Source organism: Mycolicibacterium alvei (assembly GCF_010727325.1).
GTDB lineage: Bacteria > Actinomycetota > Actinomycetes > Mycobacteriales > Mycobacteriaceae > Mycobacterium > Mycobacterium alvei.
On sequence record NZ_AP022565.1, the window covers coordinates 43,583 to 58,359 of the forward strand.

The window sequence follows — 14,777 nt, forward strand, 5'->3', positions numbered from 1 at the left end:
TTGTTCGGGTAAGCCCGGAAGGATCAGAGCTTGTTGAGCGCCACGGCCAGGGCCGACTTCTTGTTGGCGGCCTGGTTGGCGTGGATGACACCCTTGCTGGCGGCCTTGTCGAGCTGACGGCTGGTCGACACCAGCAACTCGGCAGCCTTGTCCTTCTCGCCCGCCTCGACGGCCTCGCGGAAGCCGCGCACAGCCGTACGCAGCGACGACTTCACCGACTGGTTACGCAGCCGACGACGCTCGTTGGTGAGGATGCGCTTTTCCTGCGACTTGATGTTGGCCACGTAAAAATTCCTTCGTAGTTCTCTAGCTGGGGTTACCGAAGTCTGGGTGCGCACACCCGCACTGCGGGCAGCGACTGTTCAGGGTACCAGCGAGGCGTCCGAACTCCCAAAGCGGTGCAGCCGGAACGCCGGCCGCCGACGCCCGAATTTACCGCCCCAATACCACCTCAACCGCCCTTTGGCCTGCCGAAACGGGCTGAGCCGTTGACCCGGCGAAACAGCGTGAGGTGCGGCAGCATGACAGGGGTGAGCCTGAGAGCAGTCCGTACACCGGGGGCAGGGTCGAACGGGTCGCGCCCGCCCGGACAGCGCGCTGCGGCGCGACGCGTCAAACATCGGGGCGTCTTCGACGGCTACGACCGGCTGGGCCGCTACTCCGAGGCCTTCGACGAGATGTTCGACGGCTCTGGCAACGTCCGCGGACCGTACAAGGGGATCTTCGCCGAGCTTGCTCCGTCGGACGCCTCCGAGTTGCGGTCGCGGTCTGACGCACTGGACCGGGCGTTCATCGATCAGGGCATCACGTTCTCGCTGTCCGGCCAGGAGCGGCCGTTCCCGCTCGACCTGGTGCCGCGGGTGATCTCGGCGGCCGAATGGTCCCGGCTGGAACGCGGCATCATCCAGCGGGTCAAGGCGCTGGAGATGTATCTCGACGACATCTACGGCGAGCAGGAAATCCTGCGTGACGGGGTGATCCCGCGTCGGCTGGTCACCTCGTGCGAGCACTTCCACCGTGAAGCCGCGGGCATCGTCCCGCCGAACGGGGTGCGTATCCACGTCGCGGGCATCGATCTGATCCGTGACGAAAAGGGTGTCTTCCGGGTGCTCGAGGACAATCTGCGGTCGCCGTCGGGGGTGTCCTATGTGATGGAGAACCGGCGCACCATGGCGCGCGTCTTCCCCAATCTGTTCGCCACCCACCGGGTGCGTGCGGTCGGTGACTACTCGTCGCACCTGCTGCGGGCGCTGCGCAACGCCGCACCCACCAACGTCGCCGACCCCACCGTCGTGGTGCTCACGCCCGGCGTCTACAACTCGGCCTACTTCGAGCACTCGCTGCTGGCCCGGCAGATGGGGGTCGAGTTGGTCGAGGGCCGCGATCTGTTCTGCCGCGACAACGCCGTCTACATGCGCACCACCGAGGGAGAGCGGCAGGTCGACGTCATCTACCGCCGCATCGACGATGCGTTCCTGGATCCCATGCAGTTCCGGCCCGACTCGGTGCTCGGGGTGGCCGGCCTGCTCAACGCGGCCCGGGCCGGCAACGTCGTGATCTCCAGTGCGGTGGGCAACGGGGTCGGCGATGACAAGCTCGTCTACACCTACGTCCCGACGATCATCGAGTACTACCTCGGTGAGAAGCCGGTGCTCGCCAACGTCGACACCTACCGCTGCTGGCTGGACGTCGAACGCGAAGAGGTGCTCGACCGGATCGATGAACTGGTCATCAAGCCGGTGGAAGGTTCGGGTGGGTACGGGATCGTGTTCGGCCCGGACGCCTCTGCCAAGGAGCTCACCGCGGTTGCCAGGAAGATCCGCAACGACCCGCGCGGCTGGATCGCACAGCCGGTGATGCAGTTGTCCACGGTGCCCACCCAGATCGACGACAAGCTGGCGCCCCGGCATGTGGACCTGCGCCCGTTCGCGGTCAACGACGGCAACGATGTCTGGGTGCTGCCCGGCGGGCTGACTCGGGTCGCGCTGCCGGACGGGTCTCTGGTGGTCAATTCCAGCCAGGGCGGTGGGTCGAAGGACACCTGGGTGTTGGCGTCGCGGACCTCGGCGGCAGATCGCGAGCTTGCCGCCGCCGAGGTGGTGCGGTCCCTGCCGAAAGCCGCCAACGGGGCCAAAAGCGATGGCGCGCCTGACGGTTCGTCGTCGCAACAACAGTAGTAACAGGGGGTGGATTAGATGCTGGCACGCAATGCCGAGTCGTTGTACTGGATCGGACGTTACGTGGAACGGGCCGACGACACCGCACGCATCCTCGACGTCACGGTGCACCAACTGTTGGAGGACTCCAGTGTCGACCCCGACGTCGCCTCACGGACCTTGCTGCGGGTGCTCGGAATCGAACCACCGACGCAGCGCCTGGACGTGTGGTCGTTGACCGACATCGTGGCATTCAGTCGCGACAGTGGCGGAAACTCGATCGTCGACTCGATCTCGGCCGCACGCGAGAACGCCCGCGGTGCACGCGAAGTCACGTCGACCGAGATCTGGGAGTGCCTCAACACGACCTACAACGCGCTCGCCGAGCGGGAACGCGCGGCCAGACGTCTGGGGCCCCACGAGTTTCTGTCGTATGTGGAGGGGCGCGCGGCGATGTTCGCCGGGCTGGCCGATTCGACGTTGAGCCGCGACGACGGCTACCGGTTCATGGTGCTGGGCCGCGCGATCGAGCGCGTCGACATGACGGTGCGGCTACTGCTGTCGCGGGTGGGGGACAGCGGGTCGTCGCCGGCCTGGGTCACGTTGCTGCGCTCGGCCGGTGCTCACGACACGTACCTGCGTACCTACCGCGGCGTGCTCGACGCCGGCCGGGTGGTCGAGTTCATGTTGCTGGACCGGCTGTTCCCGCGCTCGGTCTTCTATTCACTGCGGTTGGCCGAACACAGTCTCGACGAGCTGCTCAACCGGCCGCACAGCCGACTGGGGGCCACCGCCGAAGCTCAGCGGCTGTTGGGCCGGGCGCGCAGTGAGCTCGAGTTCCTGCAGCCGGGCGCGGTGCTCGAATCCCTGGATGCCCGGCTGGCCGGGTTGCAGGAGACCTGCCACGATGTCGGAGAAGCATTGGCGCTGAGGTACTTCCATTCCGCACCGTGGGTGGCCTGGACCGACGCCGGGCACGGGGATGTGGTTGTGATCGAGGAAGGCGAGGTCTAGTCGATGAGCGCTTGCGCGAAGAGGAGACCATGATGTGGCGGCTACGGGTGGTGCACTCGACGGGGTATGCCTACAAGTCAGCGGTGACGGCGTCCTTCAACGAGGCCCGATTGACCCCGCGGTCGGATTCGCGCCAGAACGTCATCCTGAACCGGGTCGAGACGGTCCCGGCGACCAGGTCCTACCGATATGTCGACTACTGGGGTACGGCGGTGACGGCCTTCGACCTGCACGCTCCGCACACCGAGCTGGAGGTCACGGGGTCCTCGGTGGTCGAGACCGACGTCGCGGAGAAACCCGAGGAGCTCGCCGGGTGGGATGATCTGGACACCGAGGCCGTCATCGACCGGTTCGACGAGGTGCTCAGTCCGACGCGCTTCACCCCGCACAGCAAGCGGATCGCGCGCGTGGGGCAGCGGATCGTCAAAGATCACGACCCGTTCGAGGCGGTCGGGGCGGTGGCGCAGTGGGTGCGCAGTGAACTCGACTACGTGCCTGGTACCACCGGGGTGCACTCGTCGGGTCTGGATGCTTTGCGCGAGGGCAAGGGCGTGTGTCAGGACTTCGCCCACCTATCGTTGATCATGTTGCGGTCCATGGGGATTCCGGCGCGGTACGTGTCGGGCTATCTGCATCCTTCGAGTGAGGCGGAGGTGGGGGACACCATCGACGGCCAGAGTCACGCCTGGATCCAGGCGTGGACCGGAGGCTGGTGGCACTACGACCCGACCAACGATTCCGAGGTCAATGAACAGTACGTCAGCGTCGGCGTGGGCCGGGACTACTCGGATGTGGCCCCGCTCAAGGGAATCTATTCGGGCGAGGGTTCGACCGATCTCGATGTGGTCGTGGAGGTCACTCGGCTGGCTTGACCGGACCCGTATCGCGCGGTCCGGTACAGACTCCCGGGTGAACCTGTACCCGGTGCAGATCGCCGCCGAGTTCGATCTGGCGGTCGAATTCAGTGGCCGCCAATGCCCGCCACTGGTCCTCGGTTCCCGGAGCGATGGCCGGTACGTAATGGGTGAGGACCAGGATCCCCACGCCGGCCCGGGTGGCGGTGGCGGCCGCTTCCTCCACCGACGAGTGGTAGTCGCAGATGTCGCGGATCCGTTGCATCGGAAGCTTTTCGATCAGATCTTTGCGAATCACCGTGTGTACCAGGGCACCTGCACCAGCGGCCAAGGTGTCGAGGCTCTCGCACGGCACGGTGTCGCCGGCCAGCACCACCGACGCCCCGGCGTGTTCGACCCGGAACCCGATGGTCGGTGTCACCGGCCGGTGATCGGTGGGCGCGCACTGGATGTGCACCCCGTCGTGATCCCACACCGCTCCGTCGGTGTATTCGTGTACCTCCACCGGTGGCGGACCGGTGAGATCGGCATGATGGGCGATGCGGTAACCGACGTCGAAACCGAACGCCTTCAACGTCGCCGCCACGACCTCGGCAGTCCCCGGCGGGCCGATGATCGGCAGTGGTGGAGCGTCCGGAGTGAACGTGCTGACCCAGCGGGTGATGATCACATCGCCCAGGTCGGCGATGTGGTCGCTGTGCAGGTGGGTCAGGAGCAGCGCGCTGAGCTGGTTGGCGCCCAATCCGATTGCCGCCAGACGCTGTAGGACGCCGCGTCCGCAATCGATCAGGAAAATCTGATCGCCCGCGCGCGCCAAGGTGGACGGTCCGGCGCGCTCCGGATCAGGAATCGGGCTACCGGTGCCGAGCAGCGTGACCTCGATCATGGCCCCATTCCTACCCTGTTACGTCTCGATCGGGCGTGGGTTCTTTCTTACTGGCGGTAGGCGACCTAGCCTGGTGTGAGGTGGATCACGATCGGAGGCTGTCGATGCGAATCGCGGACGTGCTGAAAACCAAGGGCACGGCGGTGGTGACGATTTCACCGGAGACCACGGTAACGGAGTTGTTGGCCGGGCTGACCGAGCTGAACATCGGTGCCATGGTGGTTATCGGGCCGGGTGGTCTGGCCGGCATCGTCTCGGAGCGAGATGTGGTGCGCAAGCTGCATGAGCGGGGCAGCAGCCTGTTGTCGCAGCCGGTGTCGGAGATCATGACCACGGTGGTGGCGACCTGCACTCCGCGCGACACCGTCGATCACCTCAGTGCGCTGATGACCGAGAACCGGGTGCGCCACATCCCGGTGCTCGACGGTGGCCGGCTGGCCGGCATCGTCAGCATCGGCGACGTCGTCAAGACCCGGATGGAAGAACTCGAGGCCGAGCAGGAACAGCTGCAGGCCTACATCACCCAGAGCCGTTGATACACCGGCATTCGTAGTTGTGCGATGGTGGTCGGGTGGCCGCCGTCGATGTCCGTCCGCCGTGCAAAAGTGACGTGAAGCCGCTCGCCGCGGTCCTGGGCCGGGCCTTCTACGACGACCCGGTGATGTCGTGGATGTTGCCGGACGACCCGCATCGGCGACGGGCGCTGGCCCGGATGTTCGCCACCATGACCCGTCGTCATTTCCTGGCCGGAGGCGGCAGTGAGGTGGCGGTGCGGGCAGGCGTCATCGGCGCGGCGGCACTGTGGGATCCACCGGGGTGCTGGCGGCACACCCCCTTGCAGGAGCTGCTGATGATGCCCGGCTTCGCCCGGGCCTTCGGGCGCCGGGCGGGCCGGGGCCAGCAGGTCGCCGGGTTGATGAAGAAGCATCATCCCGAGGAGCCGCATTGGTACCTCGCGGTGATCGGGAGCGACCCCACGGTTCGCGGCGGCGGTTTCGGGCACGTCCTGATGCGATCGCGTCTTGATCGCGTCGACGCCGAACATGCACCGGCCTACCTGGAGTCGAGCAACCCCGACAACGTCCCGTATTACCTGCGTTTCGGGTTCGAGGTCACCGGGGAGATCGCCCTTCCCGACGGCGGTCCGGTCATGACCGCGATGTGGCGCCGCCCGCGCTGACGCCGGTCAGCTCCAGGAGTACTGAGCGCGCAGCCGGACCGCGACCGCTTCGAACCGGCTGCGGTCCAGGATCGCGCCTTCGCGGCGAATGCCTTCCTCTGGCACGTCCAGCACCCGGTCCAACCGGACCCAGCTCGGCCTGCCGTCGTAGTCCCACGTACCGGTCCCGATGCCGATCCAGTCCGGTTCGTCTCGGTGGTAGTCCTGGCTGGACAGCATGAGCCCCAGCAGGGTGCGTTGATCGCGACCCACCACCAGGACGGGGCGGTCCTTGCCCTGGGTTGGATCGTCCTCGTAGACCACCCAGGTCCAGACGATCTCGCCGGGATCGGCCCGCCCGTCCAGATCGGGGGCGTACACCACTTTGCGGGCGCGGTGTGCGGTGGGAACACTGTTCTTCGATACCGGACGACCGGCGGTGATCGCCTGCGGTGGCGGGGCGGTCGCACCCGCGAGCACCCCCAGGCCCAGCCTTATGCCCTGCTGAAGGCCTTGCTGGATACCCTGCTGCACTGTCCGCGGCACGTTGTCGGTGGTCTGAAGCTGGCGGACGAACTTCGGGGCCTCGTTGAACACCAGGTGCCCGGCGCCGTCCCTGACGTCCTTGAGAACCTGTTGGAACGCCTTCCACTGCGACGCCATGGTGTCGAGCATATGCGAGCGGACCCCCGGCGATTGTGTCGCAAGGGTGCTTGCTCGATACCCTGGAGACGCACAACACGTGCTGGACACCCACGCTCACCAGGAGATTCCCATCAGCAGCTTCGCCGACAAGACGTTCACTGCGCCGGCGCAGATCAGGAACTTCTGCATCATCGCCCACATCGACCACGGCAAATCGACGCTGGCGGACCGGATGCTGCAGCTCACCGGCGTCGTCGATGACCGGTCGATGCGTGCGCAGTACCTGGACCGGATGGACATCGAGCGGGAGCGCGGCATCACAATCAAGGCGCAGAACGTGCGGCTGCCTTGGAAAGTCGGCGATGAAGAGTTCGTTCTGCACCTGATCGACACCCCCGGCCACGTCGACTTCACCTACGAGGTGTCCCGCGCCTTGGAGGCGTGTGAGGGTGCGGTGCTGCTGGTCGACGCCGCCCAGGGCATCGAGGCGCAGACGCTGGCGAACCTGTACCTGGCACTCGACCGGGATCTCACGGTCATCCCGGTGCTCAACAAGATCGACCTGCCGGCCGCAGACCCGGAGCGTTATGCCGGCGAGCTTGCCCACATCATCGGTTGTGAGCCGTCGGATGTGCTGCGGGTGTCCGGTAAGACCGGTGTCGGCGTGGCCGAGTTGCTCGACGAGGTGGTCCGGCAGGTGCCGGCGCCGACCGGCGATGCCGACGCTCCCGCGCGGGCGATGATCTTCGACTCGGTCTACGACATCTACCGCGGCGTGGTCACCTACGTGCGCGTCGTCGACGGCAAGATCACCCCGCGCGAGAAGATCGCGATGATGTCCACCGGCGCCACCCACGAACTGCTCGAGGTCGGCATCGTCTCGCCCGACCCGAAGCCCAGCGACGGTCTCGGAGTTGGCGAAGTGGGCTATCTCATCACGGGTGTGAAGGACGTCCGGCAGTCCAAGGTCGGCGACACCGTGACGACGGCGCGCAAGGGTGCCACCGAGGCCCTGACCGGCTACCGGGAGCCCCGGCCGATGGTCTATTCCGGGCTCTACCCGGTGGACGGCTCCGACTATCCGGTGCTGCGCGAGGCGCTGGACAAGCTGCAGCTCAACGACGCCGCGCTGACCTACGAGCCGGAAACCTCGGTGGCGCTGGGCTTCGGGTTCCGCTGCGGCTTCCTCGGGTTGCTGCACATGGAGATCACCCGCGAGCGCCTGGAGCGCGAGTTCAACCTCGACCTGATCTCCACCGCGCCCAACGTGGTCTATCGCGTTATCAGAGACGACGGCTCAGAAAGCGTCGTGACCAACCCGTCGGACTGGCCCGAGGGCAAGGTTCGGGAGGTCCACGAGCCGGTGGTCAAGACCACGGTGATCGCTCCCAGCGAGTTCATCGGCACGATCATGGAGCTGTGCCAGTCGCGACGCGGCGAACTCGGCGGCATGGACTACCTGTCGCCCGAGCGCGTCGAGTTGCGCTACACCATGCCGCTGGGCGAGATCATCTTCGACTTCTTCGATTCGCTGAAGTCCCGGACCCGCGGCTACGCCAGCCTCGACTACGAGGAGGCCGGTGAGCAGCAGGCCGATCTGGTCAAGGTCGACATCCTGCTGCAGGGCGAGGCAGTCGACGCCTTCAGCGCCATCGTGCACAAGGATTCGGCCGCGGCCTACGGCAACAAGATGACCACCAAGCTCAAGGAGCTCATCCCTCGTCAGCAGTTCGAGGTTCCGGTCCAGGCCGCGATCGGTGCGAAAATCATTGCCCGCGAGAACATCCGGGCGATCCGTAAAGACGTGCTGTCCAAGTGCTACGGCGGTGACATCACCCGTAAGCGCAAGCTGCTGGAGAAGCAGAAAGAGGGCAAGAAGCGCATGAAGACCATCGGTCGCGTGGAGGTTCCCCAGGAGGCGTTCGTGGCGGCCCTGTCCACCGACGCCGCCTCGGACAAGCCCAAGAAGTAGCCCGAGAGGTAGCCGGGCCCGGCATGGGGTGGCGCAGGTGAGCGAGAAGGACCGCCGCCGGTGGGACGCGGCCTATACCGACGGGGAGTCGGAGTCGGATGCGGTGCCGGCCCTGCCGCAGGTGTTCGGTGATCAGGCCGGCCGGTTTCCCGTGACCGGATCGGCCCTCGACATCGCGTGCGGCACAGGCAAAGGTTCGGTGTGGCTGGCTCGGCGCGGGCTGGCCGTCTGGGGCCTCGATGTGTCCGCCGTGGCGATCGACGAGGCGAGACAGGCCGCCGCACGCCACGGGGTGGCAGAGCGCTGCCGTTTCGATGTCGCCGATCTGGACGAGGGTTTGCCGGCCGGACCGCCGGTCGACGTGGTGCTGTGCCATCGCTTCCGTGACCCGGGGCTCTATCCGTCCCTGGCCGCCCGACTACGACCGGGCGGTCTGCTGGCCATCTGCGTGCTCAGTGAGGTCGGCGCGGAGCCGGGCCGATTCCGGGCCGGTCCGGGTGAACTCGCGGCGGCCTTTGCCGGTCTGGAGACCCTCGGCGCGGCCGAGGGTGACGGCCAGGCCTGGCTGGTGGCCCGGGCAGCCGCTACTGCGCGTTGACGGGTACCGCCGGGTCCGATAGCCGGGGCCGGCGGCTACATCGGTGCGTTGGCGGGCTGGAAGACCCCGGAACTGTCGGACTCCTCCTCGGCGCGGATGACGTGCACCACGGCGTTGATCAGGGCGAGGTGGGTGAACGCCTGCGGGAAGTTGCCCAGGTGGCGGCCGGTGCGCGGCTCGATCTCCTCGGCGTACAGGTGCAGCGGACTGGCGAACGAGAGCAGCCGCTCCAGCAGATGCTTGGCCCGGCTCACCTCACCGATCTCGACGAGCGCCGACACCAGCCAGAACGAGCAGATGGTGAAGGTGCCCTCTTCACCGGACAGGCCGTCGTCGGTCTCGTGGACCCGGTACCGCAGCACCAGGCCGTCCTCGGTGAGTTCGTCGGCGATCGCCAGCACGGTGGCCCGCACCCGCGGGTCGTCCGACGGCAGGAACCGGGTCAGCACTGCCAGCAGCAGTGAGGCGTCCAGTGCGTCGTCGCCGTAGCGCTGGGTCAGCACCCCGCGGGAATCGACCCCGCGGGCCAGGACATCGGCCTTGATCTCCTCGGCCATCGCGCGCCACTGCTGTGCGTAGCTCTTCTCGCCCTGCAGTTCGGCGAGCTTGGAACCGCGGTCCAGGGCCACCCAGCACATGATCTTGCTGGAGGTGAAGTGTTGCGGCTCGCCGCGCACCTCCCAGATCCCGCGGTCGGGTTCCTTCCAGTGCTTGAGGGCTTCCTCGACCTGATTCTTCAGCACCGGCCACAGTGCCTCGGGAATCTGCTCGCGGGATTTGGCATGCAGGTACACCGAATCGAGCATGGTGCCCCAGATGTCGTGCTGCATCTGGTTGTAGGCGCCGTTGCCGATCCGCACCGGCCGCGCACCGTCGTAGCCCGACAGGTGGTGCAGCTCCTCCTCGACGAGGCTGCGCTCGCCGCCGACCCCGTACATCACCTGTAGCGGATGGCGCTCGCCGTTGTTGGCGCCGGACACGTCGGCGATGAACGCGAAGAAATCGTCGGCTTCCCGGTCCAGGCCCAGGGTGTACAAGCCCCAGAGGGCGAACGTGGAATCCCGGATCCACGAGTAGCGGTAGTCCCAGTTACGTTCGCCCTGAGGGGTTTCCGGCAGGGACGTGGTGGGGGCGGCCAGCAGGGCGCCGGTGGGCGAGTAGGTCAGGCCCTTGAGAGTCAACGCGCTGCGCTGCAGGTACGACCGCCACGGGTGGTCGGGGAAGTCGCCGATGTTGATCCACTGCCGCCACGACTCACTGGTGGTCCACATCTTGTCCGAGGCCTCTTCGAAGGTCTGCGGGGCGGGATGCCTGGACCAACTCAGTGCGACGAACACGTTGTCGCCCTCGGTGAGCCGGGTGCGGGCGCGGGCCTCGCGGCCCTCGATGCCGATCCGCAGGTTGGTGGTGAGCCGCATCGTGGGGTGCGAGTCCGGGTTGACACTGGCGCGCGCGATGGCCTCGCCGTAGGCCGGGCCGGAGTACTCCCACGACGCGCTGACGCGGTGGTAGTCGAAGGCCGGCTCGCAGTTCATCACCAATTCGACGGTGCCGCTGACACACCGGACGGTGCGCAGCAGGATGTGTTCGGCGTCCCAATCCATCGGGGTGCGCCGGTGCGTGCGGGAGCGGGTCTCGATGTCGTGCCACGGGCCCATGACCAGCGCGTCGCGCACGATCAGCCAGCCGGTGTGGGTCTGCCAGGTGGTCTCCAGGATCAGGCTGCCCGGCAGGTACCGGCGCGCCGACGGCACCGTCACCCCGTAGGGGCCGAGCCGGAAATGCCCCGCATTGCGGTCCAGGATCGCGCCGAACACGCTGGGGGAGTCGGGCCGGGGGACACACAGCCACTCGACCGATCCGGCCGAGGAGATCAGACAGGTGTTCTCGCAGTCGGACAGGAAGCCGTAGTCGGCGATCGGCGGGAACGGGTTTCGCAGCGCACCGGCCGACGAGTAGGGCACCGGGGCGGTGACGGTCAGCGGCCCCGGGACGGACGTGGGTGTCCCGGGAGTCGATTCAGCTGCTGCGACGACATCCGTGGGCTCGGTCTGCTGCAGAACCATTCGCACATCATCATCTGCGGATACAGGTGCCGTCTACCCAGGGGACGTGTGTCGGACGTTACGGGTGCGACGGGACGAACACCGGGCGCCGTCGGCGATCGCCTAGGCTTGCCTCATGGCGGCAATCCTGAACTGGTGGGACGGCGTCGAACTGTGGCTGACCGGGCTGCCGTTCGTCGTGCAGACCGCGGTGGTGATGCCGGTGGTCCTGGCGTTGGCCTTTGGCAGCGCAGTGGTGCTCGACGGCGCACTGGGCTCGGGAATCACGGGGTTGCGCCGGTTGCGCCACGCCCCGGCGGACGAATTGGAATCCGAATGAACGGTATGCCGCGCTCACGTGTCACGTTGATCTTTATCTTGCTGATCGTCCTGGTCATCGTGATGTGGTGGTTCACCCGCTGACTCGGGACCCCGATTGCTCAACGAGCGCGACGTCGGAATTCTGTTATTCTTCCCGCCATGTATGCAGCGTCCGGCAACCTCGAGAGTCATGTCCTGGCTCTCATTGCCGTGGGTTCACGCGCTGTTGCTGACGTCGCCTGTTGTCGCTGACTCCCACCCGTCCGCGGTGTGGTGTCGGTGGCGGTTCTGTGCCCGGATGTCCTTCTCCGGCTTCCTTCGCCTTCTTTCACCTTTCCGCATGACCGACCTCGTAATGTCCTCAGTCTGCAAGAAAGGTCATCAGTGCCCGCAAACAAGCCCCACTTCAGCAAGTTCTGGCGTACCGCCACCGTCGTGGCCACCACCGGCGTTCTGGCCGTCGGCTGCGCCGGCGGCGCCAGTGACGTCGTCGGCGGCGATCAGGGCGCTGCGAATGCCGATACCACGCTGACGCTCGTCGCCTATGCCGTGCCCGAACCGGGTTGGAGCAAGATCATCCCGGCGTTCGCCGCCAGCGAGAAAGGCAAGGGCGTTGCCGTGCGGACTTCGTACGGCGCCTCGGGCGATCAGTCTCGGGCTGTGGCCGACGGCAAGCCGGCCGACATCGTGAACTTCTCGGTCGAACCCGATGTGGCCCGGCTGGTCAAGGCCGACAAGGTGGCCGACGACTGGAGCGCAGGCAATACGAAGGGAATCCCGTTCGGTTCTGTGGTGTCATTGGTGGTGCGCAAGGGTAACCCCAAGGGCATCAAGGACTGGGATGATCTGCTGCAGCCCGGGCTTGAGGTGGTCACCCCGAGCCCGCTGAGTTCAGGTTCGGCCAAGTGGAACCTGCTGGCCCCGTATGCGGCAAAGAGTAACGGTGGCAAGGATTCTGAGGCCGGTCTCGACTTCGTCAACAAGCTGGTGACCGAGCACGTCAAGACCCGCCCGAGTTCGGGCCGGGAGGCCACCGATGTGTTCCTGCAGGGCACCGGCGACGTACTGATCAGCTACGAGAACGAGGCGATCAACGTCGAGCGGCAGGGCAAGCCCGTCGAACACGTCAATCCGCCGCAGACCTTCAAGATCGAGAACCCGGTGGCGGTCGTCAAGACCAGCGCCCACGCCGACAAGGCCAAGGCCCTGCAGAACTTCCTGTTCACCCCCGAGGGCCAGAAGCTCTGGGCCGAGGCCGGATTCCGTCCGGTCGACCCGGCGGTGGCGGCGGACTTCGTCAAGGACTTCCCGACGCCGGCGAAGCTGTGGACGATCGCCGATCTGGGTGGATGGAATGAAGTCGACCCGTCGTTGTTCGACAAGGACAACGGTTCGATCACCAACATCTACAAGCAGGCGACTGGATGACGGTAGTCAAACAGACCGATGCAGCCCAGTCCGCGCCGGCGGATCCCACCGGCGGCGCGCGGCCCGGCCGCTACGGCAGCACGTCGCTGCGCGTCGGCGCGGCCTCGATCTGGCTGAGCGTCATCGTGCTGCTGCCGTTGGCGGCGATCCTGTGGCAGGCGGCGGGCGGCGGATGGAACGCCTTCTGGTCGGCGGTCACCTCGAACGCGGCGCTGGATTCGTTCCGGGTGACACTGACCATCTCGACCGGTGTGACGGTGGTGAACCTTTTCTTCGGCCTGGTGGTGGCCTGGGTGCTGACCCGCGACGACTTCCCGGGGAAGCGGCTGGTCGATTCCGTGATCGATCTTCCCTTTGCCCTGCCGACGATCGTGGCGAGCCTGGTGATGCTGGCGCTGTACGGGCCGGCCAGCCCGGTCGGGCTGCACCTGCAGCACACCAAATGGGGTGTCGGCATCGCGCTGCTGTTCGTCACGCTGCCGTTCGTGGTGCGTTCGGTGCAACCGGTGTTGCTCGAACTCGACCAGGAGACCGAGGAGGCCGCCGCGTCGCTGGGGGCCAGCAACCGGGTCATCTTCGGCAAGGTGATCCTGCCGGCGCTACTGCCCGCCCTGCTGTCCGGGGCCGGCCTGGCGTTCTCGCGGGCCATCGGTGAATTCGGTTCGGTCGTGCTGATCGGCGGTGCGATTCCCGGCGAGACCGAGGTGTCCTCACAGTGGATCCGGACCCTGATCGAGAACGACGATCGAACCGGTGCCGCGGCGATCTCCATTGTGTTGCTGCTGATCTCGTTCGCGGTGCTGTTCGTGTTGCGGGCAGTGGGTTCACGCGCGGCCAAACGTGAGGAGCTTGCGGCATGACGCTCTCGCCACGGGTGCGCTACCTGCTGCGCTTTCTGGCGCTGGGCTATGTGGCGGTGCTGGTCGCGGTCCCGGTCGGGCTGATCCTCTGGCGCACCTTCGGGCCGGGTGTCGGTGCGTTCTTCGCATCGGTGGGCACGCCTGCGGCGATCTCGGCGCTGAACCTGTCGCTGTTGGTGGTGGCCATCGTGGTGCCGCTGAATGTGTTGTTCGGCGTTCCGACCGCTCTGGTGCTGGCGCGCAACCGGTTCCGCGGCAAGAGCGCCTTGCAGGCGGTCGTCGACCTGCCGTTCGCCGTGTCACCGGTGGTCGTCGGTGTCGCGCTGATCCTGCTGTGGGGATCGGCGGGGCTGCTGGGCTTCGTCGAGAACGATCTCGGATTCAAGATCATCTTCGGACTCCCGGGCATCGTGCTGGCCAGCATCTTCGTCACGGTGCCGTTCGTGATTCGTGAGGTCGAACCGGTGTTGCACGAGATCGGCACCGACCAGGAGGAAGCCGCCGCGACACTGGGATCGACCTGGTGGCAGACGTTCTGGCGGATCACCCTGCCGTCGATCCGGTGGGGTCTGACCTACGGCATCGTGCTCACCGTCGCCCGCACGCTGGGGGAGTTCGGTGCGGTGATCATGGTGTCCTCGAACCTGCCGGGGACCTCCCAGACCCTGACGCTGCTGGTGGCCGACCGCTACAACCGCGGTACCGCCGAGTCGGTGTACGGGGCATACGCCATCTCGACTTTGCTCATGGCGGTGGCAGTGATCGTCCTGGTCGTTCAGGTGATCCTCGACCGTCGACGAATCAAGGCCGCGCAGTAGGCCGGGGAAGGAGACAAGACC

At 66.6% G+C, this 14,777-nt stretch carries 16 protein-coding genes; 12 read left to right on the plus strand and 4 right to left on the minus strand.

All coding sequences use genetic code 11. From position 1 onward, the window contains the following. Positions 1-23 precede the first annotated feature (23 nt). Positions 24-284, minus strand: a complete 261-nt coding sequence (rpsT, locus tag G6N44_RS00205; RefSeq protein ID WP_163660090.1) for a 30S ribosomal protein S20 — start codon at positions 282-284, stop codon at positions 24-26. A gap of 237 nt (positions 285-521) precedes the next feature. On the opposite strand from rpsT, the gene G6N44_RS00210 reads away from it, so the two are divergent. The 3 genes from G6N44_RS00210 to G6N44_RS00220 are packed head-to-tail and all read left to right on the plus strand — an operon-like array spanning position 522 to position 4,042. Continuing rightward, positions 522-2,177 (plus strand): circularly permuted type 2 ATP-grasp protein, encoded by a 1,656-nt coding sequence (locus tag G6N44_RS00210; protein ID WP_163660091.1) that lies wholly within the window; start codon positions 522-524, stop codon positions 2,175-2,177. 18 nt (positions 2,178-2,195) lie between these two features. Continuing rightward, positions 2,196-3,170 (plus strand): alpha-E domain-containing protein, encoded by a 975-nt coding sequence (locus G6N44_RS00215; RefSeq protein ID WP_163660092.1) that lies wholly within the window; start codon positions 2,196-2,198, stop codon positions 3,168-3,170. 32 nt (positions 3,171-3,202) lie between these two features. Continuing rightward, entirely contained in the window at positions 3,203-4,042 is an 840-nt protein-coding gene (locus G6N44_RS00220) for a transglutaminase family protein (RefSeq protein WP_163669422.1), read from the plus strand. Here the strand turns inward: G6N44_RS00220 and G6N44_RS00225 are convergent. Beyond that, positions 4,026-4,910, minus strand: coding sequence for a ribonuclease Z (locus G6N44_RS00225; protein WP_163660093.1), 885 nt, complete (start codon positions 4,908-4,910; stop codon positions 4,026-4,028). The two genes, G6N44_RS00220 and G6N44_RS00225, sit on opposite strands and share 17 nt — an antisense overlap. A gap of 104 nt (positions 4,911-5,014) precedes the next feature. Between G6N44_RS00225 and G6N44_RS00230 the strand changes: the two genes are divergently transcribed. Together G6N44_RS00230 and G6N44_RS00235 are read left to right on the plus strand one after the other, a co-directional pair. Continuing rightward, on the plus strand, positions 5,015-5,446 hold the full coding sequence (locus tag G6N44_RS00230) for a CBS domain-containing protein (protein WP_163660095.1): 432 nt from the start codon (positions 5,015-5,017) through the stop codon (positions 5,444-5,446). Between the two features lie 35 nt (positions 5,447-5,481). Further along, positions 5,482-6,090 (plus strand): GNAT family N-acetyltransferase, encoded by a 609-nt coding sequence (locus G6N44_RS00235; protein ID WP_163660097.1) that lies wholly within the window; start codon positions 5,482-5,484, stop codon positions 6,088-6,090. A gap of 6 nt (positions 6,091-6,096) precedes the next feature. Here G6N44_RS00235 and G6N44_RS00240 read toward each other — a convergent pair whose 3' ends face one another. After that, a complete protein-coding gene (locus tag G6N44_RS00240; RefSeq protein ID WP_235682900.1) occupies positions 6,097-6,732 on the minus strand; it encodes a type II toxin-antitoxin system PemK/MazF family toxin in 636 nt (211 codons plus the stop codon). Positions 6,733-6,811: 79 nt separating this feature from the next. Here G6N44_RS00240 and lepA point away from each other — a divergent pair, with 79 nt between their 5' ends. After that, positions 6,812-8,686, plus strand: a complete 1,875-nt coding sequence (gene lepA, locus G6N44_RS00245; RefSeq protein WP_163660101.1) for a translation elongation factor 4 — start codon at positions 6,812-6,814, stop codon at positions 8,684-8,686. Positions 8,687-8,723: 37 nt separating this feature from the next. Further along, the gene (locus tag G6N44_RS00250) at positions 8,724-9,284 is read left to right on the plus strand and encodes a class I SAM-dependent methyltransferase (RefSeq protein WP_163660103.1); all 561 of its coding nucleotides are present in this window, start codon (positions 8,724-8,726) and stop codon (positions 9,282-9,284) included. A gap of 35 nt (positions 9,285-9,319) precedes the next feature. Here the strand turns inward: G6N44_RS00250 and G6N44_RS00255 are convergent, their stop codons facing one another. After that, positions 9,320-11,350, minus strand: coding sequence for a glycoside hydrolase family 15 protein (locus tag G6N44_RS00255; protein WP_163660105.1), 2,031 nt, complete (start codon positions 11,348-11,350; stop codon positions 9,320-9,322). 115 nt (positions 11,351-11,465) lie between these two features. On the opposite strand from G6N44_RS00255, the gene G6N44_RS00260 reads away from it, so the two are divergent. The 5 genes from G6N44_RS00260 to cysW all read left to right on the plus strand — a co-directional run bounded on the left by G6N44_RS00260 (position 11,466) and on the right by cysW (position 14,756). After that, positions 11,466-11,669 (plus strand): hypothetical protein, encoded by a 204-nt coding sequence (locus G6N44_RS00260; RefSeq protein ID WP_163660107.1) that lies wholly within the window; start codon positions 11,466-11,468, stop codon positions 11,667-11,669. A 140-nt stretch (positions 11,670-11,809) separates the two neighbouring features. Beyond that, entirely contained in the window at positions 11,810-11,902 is a 93-nt protein-coding gene (locus G6N44_RS29800) for an Ms4533A family Cys-rich leader peptide (protein WP_372508125.1), read from the plus strand. 132 nt (positions 11,903-12,034) lie between these two features. Further along, entirely contained in the window at positions 12,035-13,078 is a 1,044-nt protein-coding gene (locus tag G6N44_RS00265) for a sulfate ABC transporter substrate-binding protein (protein ID WP_163660109.1), read from the plus strand. Continuing rightward, a complete protein-coding gene (gene cysT, locus G6N44_RS00270; protein WP_163660111.1) occupies positions 13,075-13,938 on the plus strand; it encodes a sulfate ABC transporter permease subunit CysT in 864 nt (287 codons plus the stop codon). The genes G6N44_RS00265 and cysT overlap by 4 nt, the downstream gene beginning before the upstream one ends. Continuing rightward, positions 13,935-14,756, plus strand: a complete 822-nt coding sequence (gene cysW / locus G6N44_RS00275) for a sulfate ABC transporter permease subunit CysW (RefSeq protein WP_163660113.1) — start codon at positions 13,935-13,937, stop codon at positions 14,754-14,756. The genes cysT and cysW overlap by 4 nt, the downstream gene beginning before the upstream one ends. Positions 14,757-14,777: the final 21 nt, after the last annotated feature.